Source organism: Brachybacterium fresconis, from assembly GCF_017876515.1.
GTDB lineage: Bacteria > Actinomycetota > Actinomycetes > Actinomycetales > Dermabacteraceae > Brachybacterium > Brachybacterium fresconis.
This window is the reverse complement of record NZ_JAGIOC010000001.1, coordinates 1088832-1107052: the sequence shown is the minus strand read 5'-3', so window position 1 is coordinate 1107052 and position 18221 is coordinate 1088832. Positions and strand designations below refer to the sequence as shown.

The 18221-nt window shown below is 71.0% G+C and carries 18 protein-coding genes and 1 tRNA gene; 7 read left to right on the top strand and 12 right to left on the bottom strand.

The features are described from left to right. Positions 1-6 precede the first annotated feature (6 nt). Positions 7-1236, bottom strand: a complete 1230-nt coding sequence (locus JOF44_RS05080) for a cytochrome P450 (RefSeq protein ID WP_245348858.1) — start codon at positions 1234-1236, stop codon at positions 7-9. Positions 1237-1438: 202 nt separating this feature from the next. Here JOF44_RS05080 and JOF44_RS05075 point away from each other — a divergent pair, with 202 nt between their 5' ends. Then, positions 1439-2281 carry a maleylpyruvate isomerase family mycothiol-dependent enzyme gene (locus JOF44_RS05075; RefSeq protein ID WP_209888109.1) on the top strand — a complete coding sequence of 281 codons (843 nt, stop codon included), beginning with the start codon at positions 1439-1441 and terminating at the stop codon, positions 2279-2281. Between the two features lie 36 nt (positions 2282-2317). On the opposite strand, the gene JOF44_RS05070 is transcribed toward JOF44_RS05075, so the two are convergent. The 5 genes from JOF44_RS05070 to JOF44_RS05050 form a co-directional block, all read right to left on the bottom strand. Continuing rightward, entirely contained in the window at positions 2318-2971 is a 654-nt protein-coding gene (locus JOF44_RS05070; protein WP_209888106.1) for a Pr6Pr family membrane protein, read from the bottom strand. Further along, a complete protein-coding gene (locus JOF44_RS05065; RefSeq protein WP_209888102.1) occupies positions 2968-3753 on the bottom strand; it encodes an NAD-dependent epimerase/dehydratase family protein in 786 nt (261 codons plus the stop codon). The genes JOF44_RS05070 and JOF44_RS05065 overlap by 4 nt, the downstream gene beginning before the upstream one ends. Positions 3754-3760: 7 nt before the next feature. Then, on the bottom strand, positions 3761-4513 hold the full coding sequence (locus JOF44_RS05060; RefSeq protein ID WP_209888099.1) for a GTP pyrophosphokinase: 753 nt from the start codon (positions 4511-4513) through the stop codon (positions 3761-3763). A gap of 155 nt (positions 4514-4668) precedes the next feature. Next, positions 4669-5502, bottom strand: a complete 834-nt coding sequence (locus JOF44_RS05055; RefSeq protein WP_209888096.1) for a methylenetetrahydrofolate reductase — start codon at positions 5500-5502, stop codon at positions 4669-4671. Position 5503: 1 nt separating this feature from the next. Next, positions 5504-6751 carry a glycine cleavage T C-terminal barrel domain-containing protein gene (locus tag JOF44_RS05050; RefSeq protein WP_209888093.1) on the bottom strand — a complete coding sequence of 416 codons (1248 nt, stop codon included), beginning with the start codon at positions 6749-6751 and terminating at the stop codon, positions 5504-5506. A 107-nt stretch (positions 6752-6858) separates the two neighbouring features. Between JOF44_RS05050 and JOF44_RS05045 the strand changes: the two genes are divergently transcribed. Further along, positions 6859-7632, top strand: a complete 774-nt coding sequence (locus tag JOF44_RS05045; protein WP_209888090.1) for an IclR family transcriptional regulator — start codon at positions 6859-6861, stop codon at positions 7630-7632. 12 nt (positions 7633-7644) lie between these two features. On the opposite strand, the gene JOF44_RS05040 is transcribed toward JOF44_RS05045, so the two are convergent. The 3 genes from JOF44_RS05040 to JOF44_RS05030 all read right to left on the bottom strand — a co-directional run bounded on the left by JOF44_RS05040 (position 7645) and on the right by JOF44_RS05030 (position 11055). Next, complete coding sequence (locus JOF44_RS05040) at positions 7645-10164, bottom strand: GcvT family protein (protein ID WP_209888087.1); 2520 nt, start codon at positions 10162-10164, stop codon at positions 7645-7647. A gap of 163 nt (positions 10165-10327) precedes the next feature. Then, complete coding sequence (locus tag JOF44_RS05035) at positions 10328-10675, bottom strand: MmcQ/YjbR family DNA-binding protein (RefSeq protein WP_209888084.1); 348 nt, start codon at positions 10673-10675, stop codon at positions 10328-10330. Next, positions 10672-11055: a nuclear transport factor 2 family protein gene (locus JOF44_RS05030; protein WP_209888081.1), complete on the bottom strand. Its 384-nt coding sequence runs from the start codon at positions 11053-11055 to the stop codon at positions 10672-10674. The genes JOF44_RS05035 and JOF44_RS05030 overlap by 4 nt, the downstream gene beginning before the upstream one ends. 232 nt (positions 11056-11287) lie before the next feature. Between JOF44_RS05030 and JOF44_RS05025 the strand changes: the two genes are divergently transcribed. Then, positions 11288-12199: an SGNH/GDSL hydrolase family protein gene (locus JOF44_RS05025; protein WP_209888078.1), complete on the top strand. Its 912-nt coding sequence runs from the start codon at positions 11288-11290 to the stop codon at positions 12197-12199. A gap of 219 nt (positions 12200-12418) precedes the next feature. Here JOF44_RS05025 and JOF44_RS05020 read toward each other — a convergent pair. Further along, positions 12419-12491: transfer RNA gene (locus JOF44_RS05020), tRNA-His, on the bottom strand. A 125-nt stretch (positions 12492-12616) separates the two neighbouring features. Between JOF44_RS05020 and JOF44_RS05015 the strand changes: the two genes are divergently transcribed. After that, the gene (locus tag JOF44_RS05015) at positions 12617-12964 is read left to right on the top strand and encodes a thiamine-binding protein (protein WP_209888075.1); all 348 of its coding nucleotides are present in this window, start codon (positions 12617-12619) and stop codon (positions 12962-12964) included. Positions 12965-13001: 37 nt separating this feature from the next. Here JOF44_RS05015 and orn read toward each other — a convergent pair whose 3' ends face one another. Next, on the bottom strand, positions 13002-14903 hold the full coding sequence (gene orn / locus JOF44_RS05010) for an oligoribonuclease (protein WP_209888072.1): 1902 nt from the start codon (positions 14901-14903) through the stop codon (positions 13002-13004). Positions 14904-15084: 181 nt separating this feature from the next. On the opposite strand from orn, the gene JOF44_RS05005 reads away from it, so the two are divergent. The 3 genes from JOF44_RS05005 (at position 15085) to JOF44_RS04995 (ending at position 17864) form a co-directional block, all read left to right on the top strand. After that, on the top strand, positions 15085-15612 hold the full coding sequence (locus tag JOF44_RS05005) for an acyl-CoA thioesterase (RefSeq protein WP_209888069.1): 528 nt from the start codon (positions 15085-15087) through the stop codon (positions 15610-15612). Positions 15613-15726: 114 nt separating this feature from the next. Further along, a complete protein-coding gene (locus JOF44_RS05000) occupies positions 15727-16275 on the top strand; it encodes a PH domain-containing protein (protein WP_209888066.1) in 549 nt (182 codons plus the stop codon). Then, positions 16272-17864 carry a PH domain-containing protein gene (locus tag JOF44_RS04995; RefSeq protein ID WP_209888063.1) on the top strand — a complete coding sequence of 531 codons (1593 nt, stop codon included), beginning with the start codon at positions 16272-16274 and terminating at the stop codon, positions 17862-17864. Before JOF44_RS05000 ends, JOF44_RS04995 begins: the two co-directional genes overlap by 4 nt. Here JOF44_RS04995 and JOF44_RS04990 read toward each other — a convergent pair. Further along, positions 17791-18066, bottom strand: a complete 276-nt coding sequence (locus JOF44_RS04990; RefSeq protein WP_209888060.1) for a hypothetical protein — start codon at positions 18064-18066, stop codon at positions 17791-17793. The two genes, JOF44_RS04995 and JOF44_RS04990, sit on opposite strands and share 74 nt — an antisense overlap. Positions 18067-18221 lie beyond the last annotated feature (155 nt).

The following is an 18221-nucleotide window of genomic DNA, read 5'->3' as shown; positions in this document are numbered from 1 at the left end:
GGGCCCTCAGAGCCCGGCGAGCACCACGCCGCTGCGGGGCGCCGCCGGGAAGCGGTTCAGGGGGATCGACAGATCCTGCGGAGGCATCGTCAGCCCGCTGCGGCTGAGCAGGCGCACTGCTCGCTCGAGCAGGGCGACCGTGCTCCCCTCGCCCGGGCACCGATGGTCCTCCTCGGGGTCCCCGGCGCCTTGGGCGATCAGCGTGAAGGGATCCTCCTGCCAGGACCAGCCGCGGAAGCGCTCCGGACGGAAGCTGTCCGGGTCGGGGAACGTCCGGCGGTCGTGGCAGGTGCCGTACAGGTCCAGGATCACCCGGTCGCCGATGCGGAAGTCATGATCCTGGATCCGGAAGGGAGCGCGGACCCGCCCCGGCACCGCCGGGAAGAAGGGGAAGAAGCGTCGCACCTCCTGCGCGAACGGTTCGAGGTCGCGCTCGTCCCCCGCGGCGAAGGTGTCCCGCCACTGCGGATGCCGGACCAGGGCGACGGCGGCGAACTCGATGAAGCGGGAGACGGCCAGCAGGGGCCGCAGGAGGTTCAGGATCTCCACGGCCGCGACCCGAGGTGGGAGCAGATCCCCGTCCTCCGTGTGGGCGGCCAGGACGGCCAGCGGTGATTCGGGCGGCGGGGTCAGGCCCCCGGCCCGCACCTGCTCGACGAGCTCGCTCGCCCAGCGCTCGGTCCCTCGCCGACGCCATCGGGCGTACCAGTTCGCGGGCCCCGGTCGAGCCACCTGGTCGATCATCAGGCTCAGCTCCGTCGTCAGCCGCGGGACACCGACCGCCTCCAGCCCGATCCCGCACCAGCGCAGGGCCGCCCGCGTGAGCACGACCCGGCTGAGGTGGTCGAGTCGCACTCGGCCGCTGTCGTGCAGCCTGGCCAGCGCATGGTCCCACTCGGCCTCGAACAGAGCGCCCAGGCGATCCATCGCGTCGGGGCCCATCAGCGACAGGAACATCTTCTTGCGGCGGTGGTGCGCCGCGCCGTCGAGGCTCTGGACGGAGCCCTCGTCCTGCAGCAGGTGCTGGACGAGGGCCGGCATCGCGCCCTGCCGGGTCAGGTGCCGCCCGTCGTAGAAGACCCGCGCCGCCTCGGCGCCGCGCAGGAGGGTGACCGGGTGCAGCGCCAGACGCGTGGTCAGCACGTCAGCGCCGGAGGCCTCGCACCGCGAGGCGATGAACGGATACCCCTCGCGCAGGAACGCGAGGGTGCTGTCGAACGGGACGGTGCGCATCATGGCCTCCCAGCCGTCGTCGGAGCCTGCGGTGCTCCGTCCGTGCGGCCCGGTCGACGGAGCACGAGGGCGGGCCCGGGCAACCGATCGGAGCGGGCACGTGCTCCATCCCGACGCTAGGCCGCCTCGGGACCGGGCGCAACGGATGGACCGTTCGGACGGCGCGAGGCTTCCGTCTCTCGGGCGGGAGTGCTTCGATGGAGAGATGAGCATCGATGCCGTCTCCGTGATCCGCGACGAAGCGGACCTTCTCGCCGCCGCCCTCACCACCACCGACCCCGAGCAGAAGGTCCCCACCTGCCCGGACTGGACCGCCGCCGATCTGCTGTGGCACCTCACCGAGGTCCACGAGTTCTGGGGCGCGATCCTCGCCCGCGGCGTCACCCGCGAGGAGGAGGCCCAGGAGCTCGAGGACGCCGCGGCGGCGAGACCCGAGCAGTTCGAGGAGCTGCTGGAGCGGCGCGCCGCGGCGACCGAAGCGCTCCTGAGCCAGCTCGAGACGCACGACGACGAGGAACCGGCATGGTTCTGGTACTCGGCGGAGCAGACCGTCTCCGTCATCCGGAGTATGCAGATCCATGAGGCGACCATCCACCGCGTCGACGCAGAGCTCGCCGCCGGCCGCAGGGTGAGCCCGATCGCCCCGCAGGTCGCCCATGCCGGTCTCGATCACGTGCTGCGAGTGATGTGGCCCGCCGCTCTCGAGTGGATCCCGGAGTGGGCCGGTCTCGCCCCGGTCGCCCTCGCCGAGATCACGGCCGACGCCGGGCAGCCCCGTCGGCTGCTGATCAGCCGCTGGACCGGGACCCGACCCCGCGACGGGCAGGAGTTCGATGTCCCCGTCGGCCGGCTCGCCACGGACGAGGACGCGACGGACGGTCTGCCGCGAGCGGAGGTGTCCGGATCGCCGCTCGCTCTTGACCTGTGGGCCTGGGGGAGGGGACAGGCCCTCGAGCACCTCTCCGGGCAGAGCGAGAAGGTCGAGATCATCGGCGACCAGGAGGCTGGCGCGCAGATGGAGGCGCTGATCGCCGAAGGGCACCACTGACGTCACGACCGGTGCAGAGGAGACGGCGCCGGCAGCTCAGGAGCGCTCGCGCCTGCGCCGTGCGAACGGTTCGGGGGCCTCCTGCGTCGACGGTCCCGTCCGCAGCCGCCCGCAGCACAGATGCAGCAGCGCGGCCACGGCGAAGAACGCCCCCAGCACGATCACGGTGACCAGAAGGACCTGCGCCCAGGAGGAGACCGAGGGGTCCAGGAAGTCATAGGGATACCAGCCGGTGACCCCGCCGCGCACCCAGGTCAGCACGAGGTAGGCGATGGGATAGAGCTGCCACAGCAGGATCCGTCGGGCCGGGGCGGGCCGCTGCCGCGGGGTCAGCAGCCAATCCGCGACCGCGACCACGGGAGCGAGGCGATGCAGCACGATCCCGGTCCAGCCGATGTCCCAGCGCAGCAGCTCCGACGGCGGCGCGATCAGCAGCGCGTAGACGATCCCCGTCATCGCCAGGTAGAACGCGACGGCGCCCCGCACGTCCTCCAGCCACGGCGGCCGCTTCCGCCCGAGCACCAGGCCCACGGCCACGAGCAGGACGAACGCGAGGCCCGACTGGTTGGTGAAGTAGGAGACGTCCTGGGCCAGCAGGCCGTCCCGGGCGGCGACGACCACGTCGTGGACCAGGGCGGCGAGCACGGCGAGGGCGACCAGCACCCGCAGCGTGCGCGCCGCGAGGCTCACGAGCCCAGGGGCCAGGAGTCCCGCACGTCGGCTCCGCCCTCGACCACGTGCTCCTCGGCACCGGGCAGATCCGTCCAGGAGTCCTGCGGGCGGTATCCCAGCTCGAGCGTCGTGTTGGTCAGCGACCAGCGGCGGTTGGGGTTGTCCGAGATCGCGTAGAACAGGCCGAAGCGCACCTCGGCCTCGATGGCACGACGCACCACCCGGGTGCAGTCGGCGGGGCTGAGCCACATGGCCCGCAGCACGTCCTCCTCGGCCGCGAGCGGGTCCTCGGCGACCCAGCCGATGCGCAGCGCGATCACGTCCAGGCCGTATTCGTCGTGGTAGTAGCGCCCGAGCGCTTCCCCGAAGATCTTCGAGACGCCGTAGAGCGAATCCGCCCGCTGGATCTGGTCCGGGTAGACGGGCCACTGCTCATAGCGGTCGTACATGCCCATCGCATGGTTCGAGGAGGCGAGCACGACCCGCCGCACCCCGGCATCGCGGGCCGCCTCGAGCACATTGCGCTGCCCGATGAGGTTCGCCTCCAGCACCGCCTCCCAGGGGGACTCGGGGGAGGAGGCTCCGGCCAGGTGGACGACCGTGTCGACACCGTCCATCAGCGCGAGCACCTGGTCGTACTCGGCGAGCTCCGCCAGCTTCAACTCCACATCCGGCGGCACCTTGCCCGCGTCGCGGCCGTGGAGGACGAGGTCGTACTCCTCGCGCAGGTCGTCCGCCAGGCGGGCGCCGACACCGCCCGTGGCACCGGTGATCAGGACACGCTTCGTCGAGTTGCTCATGACCCCATTATGAGCGCGCGGGCCGCTCCGGGTCGGGCATCGGGCGGATCTCCGAACGCAGTCGCTCCATCCGCGCATCGAGATCCGCGGCGACCCGGGCGGCGTCGTCGAGCTCCGCACGCAGAGGAGCGGGCAGGTTGCGACGGTACTTGTAGCTCAGCTTGTGCTCGGTGCTGGCCCAGAAGTCCATCGCGATGGTGCGCAGCTGCAGCTCGACGGGGACGTGCTCGGTGTGCTCGGAGAGGAACACCGGCACCTGCACGATCAGGTGCAGCGAGCGGTACCCGTGGGGTTTCGGGGAGGCGATGTAGTCCTTCGTGGTGAGCACCTCGAGATCCGGCTGACGGCGCAGCATGTCCGCGATCCAGTACACGTCGGAGACGAAGCTGCAGGTGATGCGCACGCCGGCGATGTCATGGACCCGCTCGCGGATCGCCGGAATCGTCATATCGCCGCCGGTGCGCACGGCCTTCTCGACGAGGCTCTCGGTGGACTTCAGGCGGGAGCGGACGTGCTCGATGGGGGAGTACTCGTGGATCTGCTCGAACTCCTGGCGCAGGATGTTCACCTTGGTCTGCACCTCGTCGATGCCGAACTGGTAGTACATCCGCAGCCGGGTGAACTCCTCGTGGACCTGCTTCATCTGTGCGGCCAGCTGCTCCGGGTCGGTGCCCGGACGGCTCAGCTCCTCCTGCCGTGCGCGCACCAACGAGCTCACGCGCTGCGAGGTGTCGGCCTGGGCCGAGTCGTCATCATCCATCAGGTGCTGCCCCTTCGAGGAGAGATCCGGGCCCTCGACGATGCCAGATCTCTCTGAGGGGGAGCGGAACGTCCTGGACACCGCCCGCGATCCGACCGTCGATCGGGTCAGGCTACGCCCGCGATCCGCGCCCTCGATCCGCCCTCGAGCCGTGCTCACGCGCCTGTTCGCCAGCGTGCCGCCGCCTCCAGGTCGTTGAAGGTGTACACGTGCGGCCCGGCCAGCGCGAGCCCCGGCTCCTCCCGGGCCTGATCGAGGTCCTCCAGCAGGGCGCCGGGATCCCAGGAGCCCGGGCCGACGAGTCGTCGCATCCCCGATCCCTCGCCGCCGAGCATCCGCAGCGAGCGGCCCACCCCGATGCGCGCCCCGATCCGGAGCAGCCGCGCGGTGCCCACGGGGGCGGCGATGCCCGGGCGCACCGGCAGAGCGATACCGGAAGCTCGGAGCCCGCGCATCCAGGCCAGCAGCGGGACCGCCTCGAAGCACATCTGGGTCACGAGATAGGAGGCGTGCTCCGCCTTCGCGCGCAGCAGTCGCATCGCCTCGCGCTCGTCGACGAACGGATGGCCCTCCGGGTGCGCGCCCACCCCGATCGTGAGATCGGGGGCCTCGGCGGCGAGGAGCTCCACCAGGGGCAGCGAGCCCTCGAAGTCCCCGGCAGGTCGCGGCGCGTCGCCGGCGATGACGAACACCTCGTGGATCCCGGCGCTCTCGAGCCGCTCCAGGATCTCCCGCACCTCCTGCTGGTCCCGGATCTGGCGCGCCGGGAGGTGGGGGACCGCTGTGAAGCCTCGGCCCGCCAGCTCGCACGCCACTGCGAGCGTGGCCTCCAGGCCGTGCGCCGGGGAGGCGGTCACGGTCACGCGCACCCCCGGCGAGAGGTGGGCGCCGACACGGTCCGTGATCCCCCGCAGCGGGAGCACCTCGAACTGCGCCGCGCCCGGGCCCGCCGGGACGGGGTCCGCGACGTCCGCTCCGCGGGAGCTCACCTCACGCCCCGGCGATGCCCGCGGAACCGGCTGCGGCCAGGGCCGTCACATCTCCCTTGGGCTGCTCCTTCGTGGGATCGATGAAGGGCTTGGGGACCACCACGGCGTCGACGAGCTCCTCGCCGGAGGGCAGCAGGGTCCCCGGCCGTTCGCCCGTGTCGACCGTGACGGCCGTGCCCACGGCGGAGAACTCGGTCGGCACGAGGGCCAGGCCGATGTTCTTCTCCAGGCGGGGGGACCAGCACGCCGAGGTGACCTGACCGATCACCGACCCGTCGTGGTGGACGGGGAAGGCGTCGATCATGGAGCCGTCGTTGTAGCTGCCCAGCCGCGCCCCGCCGATCTCGAGACCGACCAGCTTGCGGCGCGGGCCCTCCGCCTTGATCCGGCGCAGCGCTTCCTTGCCGATGAAGTCGGCCTCCTGACGCAGATCCACCATCCAGTCGTAGCCCATCCCGACTTCGAAGGGGTTGGTGTCGACCGTGATGTCCGCCCCGTGGGCGAGCATGCCGCCTTCGATCCGGCGGATGTGGCACGGCCCGATGACCTTCAGCCCGTGCGGCTGCCCGGCCTCCCACACCAGCTCCCACAGCCGTGCGGCGTCGCGGGAGGCGTTGTGGACGTAGATCTCGTAGCCGATCTCCCCGGTGTAGCCGGTGCGCGAGACGGTCACGTCGATCCCGTCGATCGTGAAGTCGTGCAGGTAGTAGTAGCGGATGTCCGCCACCGAATCGCCGAGCAGGTCCCGCATGACGGCGTAGGACTTGGGGCCCTGGACCTGCACCGGGCCGACGTCGATCTCCCGGATGTCGACGTCCATCCCGGCGTAGGTGGCGACGCCGCGGGCCCACAGCAGGATGTCGCTGTCGGCCAGGGAGAGCCAGAAGCGGTTCTCCTCCAGGCGCAGCAGGACCGGGTCGTTGAGGATCCCACCATGCTGGTCGGTGAGGAAGACGTACTTGCACTGACCGACCTTGCACCTGCTCAGATCGCGGGTGACCAGCAGGTTGGTGAAGTCGAAGGCGTCCGGTCCGGAGATCTGGATCTGCCGTTCGACGCCGACGTCCCAGAGGGTGACGCCCTCCAGCAGCGCCCAGTACTCGGCGACCGGGTCGCCGTAGTGCCGGGGGTGGTACGTGTGGTTGTACACGCTGTACATCTGCACGCCGTGACGCCGGGAGGCGTAGAAGAACGGCGACTTGCGGATGCGCGGGTAGAGAAGTACGTGGGGATTCTGGTTCACAGCCATCATGGCCTCCAACGTCGTGTCCGTACTCCACTTTCCCATCTGTGCGCGTAATACGCAATGGGTTGCGTCGTGCGCAAAGCACGAGGTTCTGCGGGTAGTATCGGAGGATGGTCACGAATGGTTCGGTGCAGTCGGTGGACAGGGCGGCACGGGTGCTGGAGATCCTCGCCCGCGAGGGCGCGGCGGGCGTCGGCGAGGTCGCGCGGGAGCTGGAGGTCCACGGCTCGACCGCCTCCCGGCTGATCGCGGCGCTGGAGGATCATGACCTCGTCGAACGCGACGGCGTCTCCGGCAAGGTGCGGCTCGGGATGGGGGTGCTGCGTCTGGCGGCGGCCACCCGCTCGAATCTCGATCTGACCGCCGAGGCAGGACCTGTGTGCGATGCGCTGGCGGAGCAGCTCGGGGAGACCGTCAACGTCGCGATCCTGCGCGAGGGCGCCGCGGTCAACGTGTACCAGGCGCAAGGCACCCGGACCGTCGCCCTGCACAACTGGGTGGGGAACCGGACGGTCCTGCACGCCACGTCGAGCGGGAAGATGCTCATGGCACACCTGAGCGCCGCCGATCGCGATGCCGTGCTGGAAGCGCCGCGGGAACGGTTCACCGCGGCCACCGTGATAGATGCCGACGCGCTGCGCCGGCAGTTCGACGAGGCGCGCGAGCGGGGCTGGGCCGCGGTGGTCGAGGAGTTCGAGGAGGGGCTGAACGCCGTGGCCTCCCCGATCCGAGGGCCGGAGGGGGGCGTCATCGCGGCGCTGTCGGTCGCCGGTCCTGCCTACCGTCTGGCTCCCGAGGATCTGCCGGGGGTCGCGGAGGTGCTTGTCCGGGAGGGCGAGACGATCTCGCAGCGGCTCGGATATCGCGCCGACGTCACCGGTTGAGCACGCGGCCCCTCATCCCTTCATCCGCAGGTCCTGCGGGTCGAAGGCGGGCGTGCGCCCGACGGTCAGCACGGTGAGGGGGAGACGTCGCCCGAGGTACTCGACCTGCAGCGCCGTGCCCTCGACGGCGTGCTGCGCGGGCAGGTACACCATCAGCAGGTAGCACCCCAGCGACGGGGCCGGTCCGGCCGAGGTGACGTAGGAGCGCCGACCCTTCGCGTCGAGGATCGGCTCGCCGTCGGGGGTCAGGACCGGTTCGCCGCCGGTCGGGCAGCGGGGCTCGGTGTCGTCGGCGACGGGGTCGAGAGCCACCGTGCACAGGAGGGCTGCCGGGTCCGCGGCCCGGGCGGCGAGGTAGGCCTGCTTGCCGACGAAGTCGTGCGTCTTGACCTTCGGCAGGGCGAGATCGGCCTCCACGGGGTCGTACTCGGCGTTCAGCTCGGCGCCCATCAGGCGGTAGCCCTTCTCGAGCCGGCCCGTGGTGCCGTAGACGCCGATGCCGGCGGCGACCAGCCCCAGGTCCTGGCCGCTGCCCCAGAGCAGGTCCCACACCCGCAGGCCGTGCTCGACGGGCAGGTGGATCTCCCAGCCGAGCTCGCCGACGTAGGAGATCCGCAGCAGGGAGGCGGGCACCGAGCCGATCTGCACGTCCTGCGCGGTGCCGAAGCCGAAGGCCTCGGAGGCCAGGTCGTGCTCGGTGACGCGCTCCAGCAGGTCGCGGGCCCGCGGCCCCCACAGCCCCAGGGTGGTCACGGCCGAGGTGGCGTCGGTCAGCTGCACCGAGCCGTCCGCGGGCAGGTGGCCGCGGAACCAGGTCAGGTCCCGCGCTCCCTCGGCGCCGCCGGTGATGACCCGGAAGTCCTCCTCGCCGCGGCGCACGATCGTCAGGTCCGAGCGGAAGGTCCCCGCCGGGGTCAGCAGCGGCGTGTAGACCACCCGGCCGACGCGCACGTCGATGCGGGCCACGGCCAGCTGCTCGAGATAATCCACCGCTCCGGGACCGTGGATGTCGAAGATCGCGAAGGCGCCGAGGTCGACCATCGCGACCCGGTCCCGCATCGCCCGGTGCTCGGCCTCGATGATCGGCGACCACCAGCGCCGGTCCCATTCGGCCGTGCGCCGATCGACCTGGTCGCCGTACTCCTGGAGCAGGTCGGCATTGGCTTCGTACCACTGCGGGCGCTCCCACCCGGCGGCCTCGAAGTACCGCGCACCCAGCACCTCGGTGCGCGGATGGAAGGGGCTGGTGCGCAGGGGGCGGTCCGAGAGCCACTGCTCGCGCGGGTGGGTGATCCCGTAGATCTTCGGGAAGCCCTCCGCGGCGCGGGAGAGCACATGGGAGGAGGTGCGCTGGGCCGGGGCGAAGCGGGCGATGTCGGAGCCGTGCGGGTCGATCTCGCTGGTCCCGTCGGTGATCAGCTCGGCGAGCATCCGTCCGACGCCGGCGGCCTCCTTGATCCAGACCGCGGCGGCCGACCACAGCCCGGCCACCTCCGGCGTCTCGCCGATCAGCGCCCCGCCGTCGGGGGTCAGCGAGAGCAGGCCGTTCAGCGCCGCCGTCCGGGGCGGCTCGGGATCGGTGAGCAGCTCCGGGAACATCTGCTGGGCCTGCTGCATCTGCAGCGTGAAGTCGTCCTCGGTGAAGGGGAAGCTGGTCGGCGTGGCCTGCCCGGGGTGGTCGCCCACCGGCGGGATCTCGTCGGGGTGGTGCAGCAGGGGCCGGTGCGCATAGGAGCCGATCTCGAGGTCGGGCCCGCGCTGGCGCTCGTACATCAGGGAGTCCATGTCGCGCAGCAGCGGGAAGCTGATCCACTGATCGGTCTGCTCCAGCTGCGGGATCGGGCCGACGTCGATCATCTGGTGGACCGCCGGGGTCAGGGGGATCGCCGCCCCGGCCAGGGCGGCGATGCGCGGGCTCCACACGCCGCAGGCGATGATCACGGTCTCCGCCTCGATCCGACCGGCATCGGTGACCACGCGGCGGATGCGTCCGTGCTCGACCTCCAGGTCGAGCACCTCGGTCTCGGCGCAGGTGGTCAGCGCGCCGACGGACTCGGCGCGCTCGCGCATGAGCTCTCCGGCCCGGATCGGGTCGACGATCGCGCCGGTCGGGGTGTGGAAGCCGCCGAGCAGCAGGCGCGCATCGCAGTACGGCACGAGCTGCTGGATCTCGGCGGGGGAGATGAGGTGCGCCTCGACGCCCCAGGCCCGGGCCGACGTCATCCGTCGCGTCAGCTCCTGCATCCGCTCCGGGCTGCGGGCGACCTCGATGCCGCCGCACAGCGAGAGCACACCGAGCTCGTCGTACTGGCGCAGGGAGTCCACCGTGAGGTCGGTGATCTCCTTGGAGTGGTCGACGGGGAAGACGAAGTTCGAGGCGTGGCCCGTCGAGCCGCCCGGATCCGGCAGAGGTCCCTTGTCGATCTGGACGATGCTGCGCCATCCCAGATCGGCCAGGTGGCTGACGGCGGCATTGCCGACCACCCCGGCTCCGATGACGACGATGTCTGCACGATCCGGCAACTGTGCCATGGCGTCCTCCCGAACTCACCTGGGCCTCCTCACGGTATCCCCGTGCGGGGCGTTTGACCATGGGTGGTGCAGGCGGAGACCTCGCCGGATCCCCGGGGAGCGGTGCGGCGCGGGCGCCTGGTCCCCGTCGCAGCGGGGATGACGCGCTCGTGCCCGCCGGGGATCACACGCCCGGGTCGGCCCCCGGCTCCGGCGCGCGCCGTCCGGTGCGCGCCTCCCAGGCCTCGGCCAGCAGCTCGGCCAGCTCGGTCTCGTCGATCTGCTCCAGGCGCACCAGCACGCTGGCGTGCCCACGGTAGTGGTCCGTGGTGAAGAAGCGCTGCGGATCCGCGGCCAGCAGCGCCTCGCGCTCGGTGAGGTCCGCCCGCCAGCAGATCAGCACGCCGGGCTGCTCGTGCATCCGGGCGAAGATCTTCCCGGCCGCGTAAAACGCGGGAGTGCCGTAGGAGGGCTTCTCGGTGACGCGGGGGAGAGCCGTCGCCAGGCGCCGCACGGTGGCCTCGTCGCTCATGCCCCCTCCCCGGGGTCGGCGGGGATCGGCGTCTGCTGATAGAGCGCGAGCCGCCACTGACCGTCGCGGCGCGTGTACGTGCTGGACATGAGGGCCCGGAAGGGCTGCTCGTCCTCGTCCCGGGAGGCGATCCCGGTGTAGACGAGGATCGCCGTGGCCGCGTCGATCTCGATCAGGCGCGCATCGCGGATCTCGTACCGCTGCCAGGGCGGGGCCTCGGCCAGGGATGCGATGACTGTCGGGCGGTCGAACACCATCCCGTGGGCGAGGACCATGACGCCGTCGGCGGTGAGGAGGCGACCGTAGACGTCGTCTCCGGTGCCGTCGCAGAGCGAGTCCCAGCCGCGGTGCTCGAGGGCGAGCAGCTCATCGATGATCATGGCACCAGCCTGCGCGACGGCGCGGGAGGCCGCAAGAGCGGGTCGGGTGAGCGGCAGTTCGTCGGGTCCGCGGACATCCGGAGGACGGGTCGGGCCGGCGGAGCTCGTCGGCGTGTTCCGGCCTCCTGCAGGGCCGCGCGCTCGGACCGGTAGGTCGGCGAACACCGTGATGTCACGGCCGGAACGTGCCACTCTTGTCCGGTCCTCGCTTCTCGGCGTCACCGGAGGGACCATGTCGTACGACCCCGACCTGCCCGCTGCCCCCGCCCCGCGCGTTCCGGCTCCCGCCGCGACGTCGCACACCGGCTCCGGGAGAGATGCGCCGTGCTGGACGCGGTACATCGCTCTCGGTGATTCCTTCACCGAGGGCCTCTGGGATCCGTACCCGTATCCCGACGGCTCGTCGGCGCCGGCGGGCACCGCGTCCGCGGCCACTCAGCGCGGTTGGGCCGATCGGCTTGCGGATGCTCTCTCACGACGACGGATCGCGGCAGGGCAGAGAGCGCTGGAGTACGCGAACCTGGCGATCCGAGGCCGGCTCCTGGGCCAGATCCTCGATCAGCAGCTGCCCCTCGCGCTCTCAACCGCTCCCGACCTGGTGTCCCTCGTGGGCGGCGGCAACGATCTGCTGCGTCCCCACGCGGATCTCGAGCATCTCACCGAGAGGATCGACGACGCGGTGGGCACCCTCCGCGCCGCGGGGACTGACGTGCTTCTTGCCGCCGGCTTCAAAGGGAGCGGACCGATGTCGCTCACCCGCGGACGCACCGGCGCGTACAACTCGAGCCTCTGGTCGATCGCCCGCAAGCACGGGGCATACGTGCTGGACCTGTGGGGGATGGAGTCGATCGCCTCACCGCGGATGTGGGCCGATGACCGGCTGCACCTGACCCCGGAGGGCCACCGCCGTGTCACCGATGCCGCACTCGTGGCGCTCGGCCTGGACCCCGACGACGAGGAGGACGACGGCTCCGCGTCCGGGGAGCTCACGGCCGCACCGGCTCGCCTCGCCCGGGCCCGGGCGGACGCCCACTGGGCGCGCATCCACGTGCTGCCCTGGGTCCGCCGCCGGGTCCGCGGTGTCTCGTCGGGCGACTCGCTGACGGCGAAGTGGCCGGAGCCCATCATCTGGCATGAGCCGTGACCAGGAGGAGTGGGAGACGAGCGCGCGGTCCCGGAAGGCATCGAGACGAGCGCGCGGTCCCGGAAGGCATCGAGACGAGCGCGCGGTCCCGGAAGGCATCGAGTCCGGCGCGGTCATCGCCGGACACGCCTTCGACCCCGGATCCACCCATGAAAAAAAACGGGTGAACCCCTTCGATCTGAGGTTCACCCGTTCACGATGTCCTGAGACATCACAGAGGGTGATCGACGGGATTTGAACCCGCGACCGCCTGGACCACAACCAGGAGCTCTACCAACTGAGCTACGACCACCATGTGCGGATCGCGACCCGCAACGAGAGACAAGCATACCGGCTCCGCAGGGAGTTCTCGTCTCGGGAGCGCCCGGGGAGAGTGTGAGACGTGTTGCATCTGCTCCGAAGGTGGACACTGGTTCCATGATCGTTGCATTCTCCATCCAGCCCACCGGTCGGCCCTCGGACCCCGCGCTCGTGCGCACCCTCGGTGACGGGGCCGATGCCGCGAGCGTCCACGACGCGGTCGCCGCCGCCGTGCGCATCGTGCGCGACTCCGGCCTGCCCACCCGCACCTCGGCGATGTTCACCGAGGTCGAGGGGGAGTGGGACGAGGTCATGGACGTCGTCAAGCGCGCCACCGCCGAGGCGGCGCGCTACGGCTCCCGCGTCTCCCTCGTGCTCAAGGCGGACATCCGTCCCGGGCACGACGGGGAGATCGAGGGCAAGGTCGAGCGGCTCGAGACCGCGGTCGACCGCCTCGAGAGCTGACTTACGCTCCTCAGCACCCCGCGGCAGGTCGGCCGGCTCAGAGATCCCGGTCGAGCAGCCCGTCGCGCAGCGCCGCGGCCAGCGTCGGCGCCACGGGCAGACGCGGGATGAGCGTCGCCTGGAAGGCGTGGTAGATGTCCGGCTTGCCCGGCCAGGTCACGCCCTGCGGCTCGTTGTCCGCGTCGAGCTCGTGGAACCAGGAGCCCGTCTCGGGATCCAGCAGGTAGGTGGAGATGTACTCCCACCACTGCTCGTAGCGCTCGGCCCAGACCCGATCGCCGGTCACCTGGTGCATCACCGCGGCCGCGCCGACGGCCTCGGCCGCGACCCAGTGCATGCGCTCGCGCGCCACGGGAGTGCCGTCCCAGTCCACGGTGTAGACGAAACCGGGCTCGCCGTCGGCCCCGAAGCTCGCCGCGGCCTTCTCCATCAGGGCGGTGGCCGCCTCGAGCATCCACTCGGGGGCCTCGCCCTCGGCGGTGATCAGCGCGGCCCGACCGTGCAGCACCAGGCGGGCCCACTCGATCCAGTGCCCGATGGTGGCGCCGTAGGGGCGGAAGGGATGGTTGGGCTCGTCGCGGTTGTAGTCCAGCAGCGGGGTCCAGGAGGTGTCGTAGTGCTCCGGCAGCGCCCAGTCATTGCCGCGCGCGAACTCGTCGATCGCCCGGGTCATGATGCCCACCGCGCGATCCAGCCAGCGCCGCTGCCCGGTCACGTCGGCCGCGGCCAGCAGGGCCTCGACCGTGTGCATGTTGGCGTTGATCCCGCGGTACTCTTCGCACACGCCGAAGGCGCGGTCGAAGGTGTCCACGCTCATCGCGGCGTCCTCGTCGAAGAACTTCTCATCCAGCACCGTCAGCGCCTCGTCGAGCAGCTCGGCGGCGCCCGGACGCCCGGCGGCGACGGCGGAGGAGGCTGCGAGCACGACGAAGGCGTGCGCATAGGCCTGCTTCGAGTCGTCGACCGGCTTGCCCGCCGCGACCGAGGCGAACCAGCCGCCGTTCTCGTCGTCGTGGAACACGCCCCGCAGCGAGGCGATGCCGTGATCGGCGAAGCGCCCGAAGTCGGGGCGGCCGAGCAGATGACCGAGGGCGAAGCTGTGCGTCATCCGGCAGGTGATCCACAGCTCGGAGGGGCGCGAGAGATCCGGGGCGCCGTTCTCGTCGAGCCAGGCGAACCCGCCGTCCTCGCGGACGGACTCGGAGCCGAACACCAGCAGCTCATCGCCCTCCCCCTCGAGCCAGCTGCGGTGCGAGGCGCGGTCCAGCCAGGGCACGTGCGGACCCGGGGCGGGGACGTCGGCCCCGGGAGTCGGCTCGGCGGAGAGCTCGAAGGTGCGCGAAGCGGTCTGCGCCTGGGCGGTGGTGGGGCCGGGCTCGTCGATCAGCAGCACCTCTCGGTAGTACTTCAGCTCCTGGATGGACTCGCGGATGTCGGCGAGGGCCCGGTGGCCGCCGTGCTTGGCGGGGATGTTGTAGTACACCCGGGGGAACCAGCGCTTGGCGAGCTCCTTGAGGCTGGAGACGTCGATGGTGCGGTAGGACAGCCAGGACGCGAACTCGGGGACGTCCCGGTCCAGGAACACCCGGTCGGTGCCGACGCTGTTGCCCGCCAGCGGAGCCTTGCCCGGCTCGGGGCAGAACTCGCGCACGTACTGCAGGCACAGCTCCTGCGCCTGCTCGAGGGTCATGCCGTCGTCGAGCTCCTCGAGGAGGCCGGAGACGGTGTGCATGTTCACCACGAAAGGATCCATGCCCTCCAGCGACTGGGCCGGTGGTTTGATGACGACATCGACGCCGTCTCCGAGGACGTTCAGATCGGCGTCGGTCACGAGCACCGCGATCTCGACGAGCGCATCGCGCTGCTTGTCGAGGCCGGTCATCTCGCAGTCGACCCAGATGATGCGGTCGTTGGGGGCGCGGGAAGAGCTGGAAGTCACCGGACCACAGTATCGCGACAGCTCCCAGGAAGTCGTCGTCCCGGTCCGACTCCAGAGCCGACGGCCTGGCGAGCTACCCGTGATCGACAAGGCCGCGTCCCGTGCAGATGCGTCGTCCGAGCGCCCCTCCTGCCACGACAGTGATTACCATGGAGTCACCTATGCTCGGGGAGGAGCCGACGTGAACCTGTACTTCCGCCTGCTGGTCTTCATGATCCGGGTGCGCTTCCGCAGCCGGCTGACCATGTGGGACACCTCCCACGTCCGCTTCCGCGTGAACCCTCTCGATCTCGACGTGCAGCGGCACATGAACAACGGCCGCTATCTGACGCTGATGGACCTGGGGCGGATGGACCTCATGCTCCGGTCGGGCTTCTGGAAGCGGGTGACCGAGAAGGGCTGGTTCCCGGTGGTCGCCGGGCAGTCGATCACCTATCGGCGGTCGCTGACGCTGGGACAGCGCTTCGACCTCTCGTCCCGGGTGCTCGGGCACGACGACCGCTGGATCTACATGGAGCAGGTCTTCCGCGTCGGTGACACGGTCTGCGCCGACGCGATCATCCGGGCCCGCTTCCTGCGGCGCACGGGGGGTTCGGTCGACATCGACGACGTGCTGGAACTCGTCGGCCCGGTCCCGGAGGACGTGCAGGTGCCGGACTGGGTCGTCGCCTGGAACGAGGCCTCTTCGCGGCACGGCCGCGACCTCTGAGGGCGCGGGACCTCAGAGGCCGCCCGGCAGGAATTTCTCTGGTCCGGGCGCAGGGCCGACGATACGGTGGGTCATCGCCCGGTCCACCGACCTTCCGACGATCGAGAGACCGTGATGTCTTCTCCCGCCGCCCCCGACCCAGGCCCTGCGCTCGGCGCCGACGAGTCCCCGTCCGCCGGCTTCGCCCTGCGCCCACCGCGGCACCGGATCGATCCGCGGTGCCGTCCCTGGTGGACCGTGCAGACCGCTCTGTGGTGTGCCCTGCCGGTGGTGGTGCTCGCCGTGCTCGGGTTCCTCATCGACTCGGCCCGCTGGTGGCTGCTGATCCCCGCGCTCGTCCTGTTGCTGCTCGGCATCGCGGCCAGCCTCGTCGTGCCCCGGGTGCGGTGGCGGATCCACCGCTGGGAGGCGACCGACGACGCGCTCTACAGCCGTACCGGGCTGCTGTGGGAGGAGTGGCGGGCGGCGCCGCTGTCGCGCATCCAGACCGTCGACCTGGATCGTGGGCCGCTCCAGCGCTCCTTCGGGCTGGCCACGATCTCGGTGTCCACCGCCTCCGCACGCGGAGCGGTCCGGATCAGCGCCCTGGACGCGGAGCTCGCGACGGACCTCGTCGAACGCTTCACGGTGCTGACGGAGGCCGACGACGAGGATGCGACGTGAACGACCCCGAGTCCGAGGTGCCGTGGCAGCGCCTGGACGTGCGCACCATCGCAGCATCCGTCCTCGCTCTCACCGCCGTGCTCCTCGGCATCGGCGTGGTGGTGGCGGTCGGTCTGCTGCTGGTCGGCGTCAGTCCGGGCTGGGTGCTGCTCTGGGTCGGAGGCGGCGTCGTGGTGCTCAGCGCTCTCATCGCCGCGACGGAATGGATCCGTCTGCGGACCACGACATACCGCCTGGACGCCACCCGGATCGAACGGCGCGTGCGGTTTCTGGGAAGCTCCCGCACCTCCCTCGCCCGGGAGCGGATCCGCAACGTCGAGCTGTCCGCGGACCTCGTTCAGCGCCGACTCGGCATCGCAGAGGTCAAACTGGCCACCGCCGATGGGGGCGGGGAGCGCTTCCAGCTCCAGGCCCTGGACCGCGCCGTCGCCGATGCGCTGCGGACCGAGCTGCTGGGGGAGCGGGCCACCGCGGAGACCGGCATTCTGGCGAGGATCGACTGGGGCTGGCTGCGCTATGCCCCGGTGTCCCTGGCCACCGGGGCGATCGGCCTGGCCGCCTACGGCGTCGTCTTCCAGGTCTTCGACTGGTTCCAGGCGGTGCCCGTGCTGATCGCCTGGCTCGGGACGTCGGCTGGAGCCATCCCTCTGGTCGTCCTGCTTCCGGTACTGGTCGTGGGCGCTATCGTCATCGGGGCCATCGGCACTCTCGCGGTCTATCTCGAGGGCTGGTGGGGGTACCGGCTCGGACGGCATGAGGACGGGTCCCTCGATCTGCGGCGCGGACTGCTCGTCAGCCGGTCCACCGTGTTCGACGGGGACCGGCTGCGGGGAGTGACGCTGCACGAGCCGCTGGGGCTGCGCCGTGCGGGCGGGGCCCGGCTCGATGTCATCGCCGTCGGCGTGAAGGCCCCGGAGGGGGATCAGCAGAACGCACAGTCGCCGGCGCTGGTGCCCGCCGCGCCCCGAACGGTCGGTGCAGAGGTGGCCGGAACGATACTCGGCGCCCCGGTGCCCGACGCTCTGCGTTCCCACCCGCCCGCAGCGCGACGCAAGCGGTTCCTGCGTGCCGGGCTGCTCACCGCGGCCGGGGTCCTCCTCGCCGTGATCCCTGCTCTGTTCATGCCGACCCTGTGGTGGATCCCGGTCCTCACTGCTGTCGTCCTCGGCCTGGTCACGGCTGTGCTCGCCCAGGACAACTCCCGCGGGCTGGGGCACCAGGTGACCGACCGCCACGTCGTGCTGCGCAAGGGATCCCTCTTCCGCCGCACCGATGTGCTGGGGCGGGACGACGTGCTGGGCTGGAATCTCACCCGCTCGCCGTTCCAGCGGCGCGCGGGCCTGGGAACCGTCGTGGCGGCGTCGGCGGGCGGCAGCGGCGCCTTCCGCCTCCCGGACGTCGACGCGGAACAGGCCCGAGCGATGATGACGAGCGCGGGGACCGTCTGGGAGCACCTGCAGGTCGGCGAGCCCGGCCTGCCTGCTGAGGCCTCTCCGCGGTCCGGGACGATCCAGGTCAGCGCCGGGAACGCGAGGGGGCGACGTCCGTGGACCGTCGAGCGCGACGGCGCAGCTCCTCGAGACCGCTGAGCACCAGCAGCAGGACCACGACCCCCAGCAGCACCCACTGCTCCAGCAGCCCGGCAGCGATCCCCGTGATCACCAGCACCCCGAGGTAGACGAAGGTCATCACGCGCACGGACACGCCCAGCAGGCGGGCCCCGAACCGGGTGCGCAGCAGCCGGAGCACCAGCAGCAGCGCGATCGCGCCGATCGTGAGGAACTTCAGCATGTGGGCGGCTCCAGAGGGAACGGGGACGGCAGTGCCCCCAGCAGGACTCAAACCTCCAACCTACGGATTATTGAACGGGGTGTCTTGCCCCTGCAGGTCACTGGGGGTTTAGTGGCTGTCACCTGCGCGTATGGTCGAAAACTGTCTCGCGACGC

What these genes read in the sequence shown, in the direction of transcription:
- JOF44_RS05075 (WP_209888109.1), top strand. Translation starts at nt 1,439, where the DNA reads ATGAGCATCGATGCCGTCTCCGTGATCCGCGACGAAGCGGACCTTCTC.
- JOF44_RS05065 (WP_209888102.1), bottom strand. Translation starts at nt 3,753, where the DNA reads ATGAGCAACTCGACGAAGCGTGTCCTGATCACCGGTGCCACGGGCGGT.
- JOF44_RS05060 (WP_209888099.1), bottom strand. Translation starts at nt 4,513, where the DNA reads ATGGATGATGACGACTCGGCCCAGGCCGACACCTCGCAGCGCGTGAGC.
- JOF44_RS05080 (WP_245348858.1), bottom strand. Translation starts at nt 1,236, where the DNA reads ATGATGCGCACCGTCCCGTTCGACAGCACCCTCGCGTTCCTGCGCGAG.
- JOF44_RS05050 (WP_209888093.1), bottom strand. Translation starts at nt 6,751, where the DNA reads ATGGCTGTGAACCAGAATCCCCACGTACTTCTCTACCCGCGCATCCGC.
- JOF44_RS05035 (WP_209888084.1), bottom strand. Translation starts at nt 10,675, where the DNA reads ATGAGCGACGAGGCCACCGTGCGGCGCCTGGCGACGGCTCTCCCCCGC.
- JOF44_RS05045 (WP_209888090.1), top strand. Translation starts at nt 6,859, where the DNA reads ATGGTCACGAATGGTTCGGTGCAGTCGGTGGACAGGGCGGCACGGGTG.
- JOF44_RS05015 (WP_209888075.1), top strand. Translation starts at nt 12,617, where the DNA reads ATGATCGTTGCATTCTCCATCCAGCCCACCGGTCGGCCCTCGGACCCC.
- JOF44_RS05030 (WP_209888081.1), bottom strand. Translation starts at nt 11,055, where the DNA reads ATGATCATCGATGAGCTGCTCGCCCTCGAGCACCGCGGCTGGGACTCG.
- JOF44_RS05040 (WP_209888087.1), bottom strand. Translation starts at nt 10,164, where the DNA reads ATGGCACAGTTGCCGGATCGTGCAGACATCGTCGTCATCGGAGCCGGG.
- JOF44_RS05000 (WP_209888066.1), top strand. Translation starts at nt 15,727, where the DNA reads ATGTCTTCTCCCGCCGCCCCCGACCCAGGCCCTGCGCTCGGCGCCGAC.
- JOF44_RS05025 (WP_209888078.1), top strand. Translation starts at nt 11,288, where the DNA reads ATGTCGTACGACCCCGACCTGCCCGCTGCCCCCGCCCCGCGCGTTCCG.
- JOF44_RS04990 (WP_209888060.1), bottom strand. Translation starts at nt 18,066, where the DNA reads ATGCTGAAGTTCCTCACGATCGGCGCGATCGCGCTGCTGCTGGTGCTC.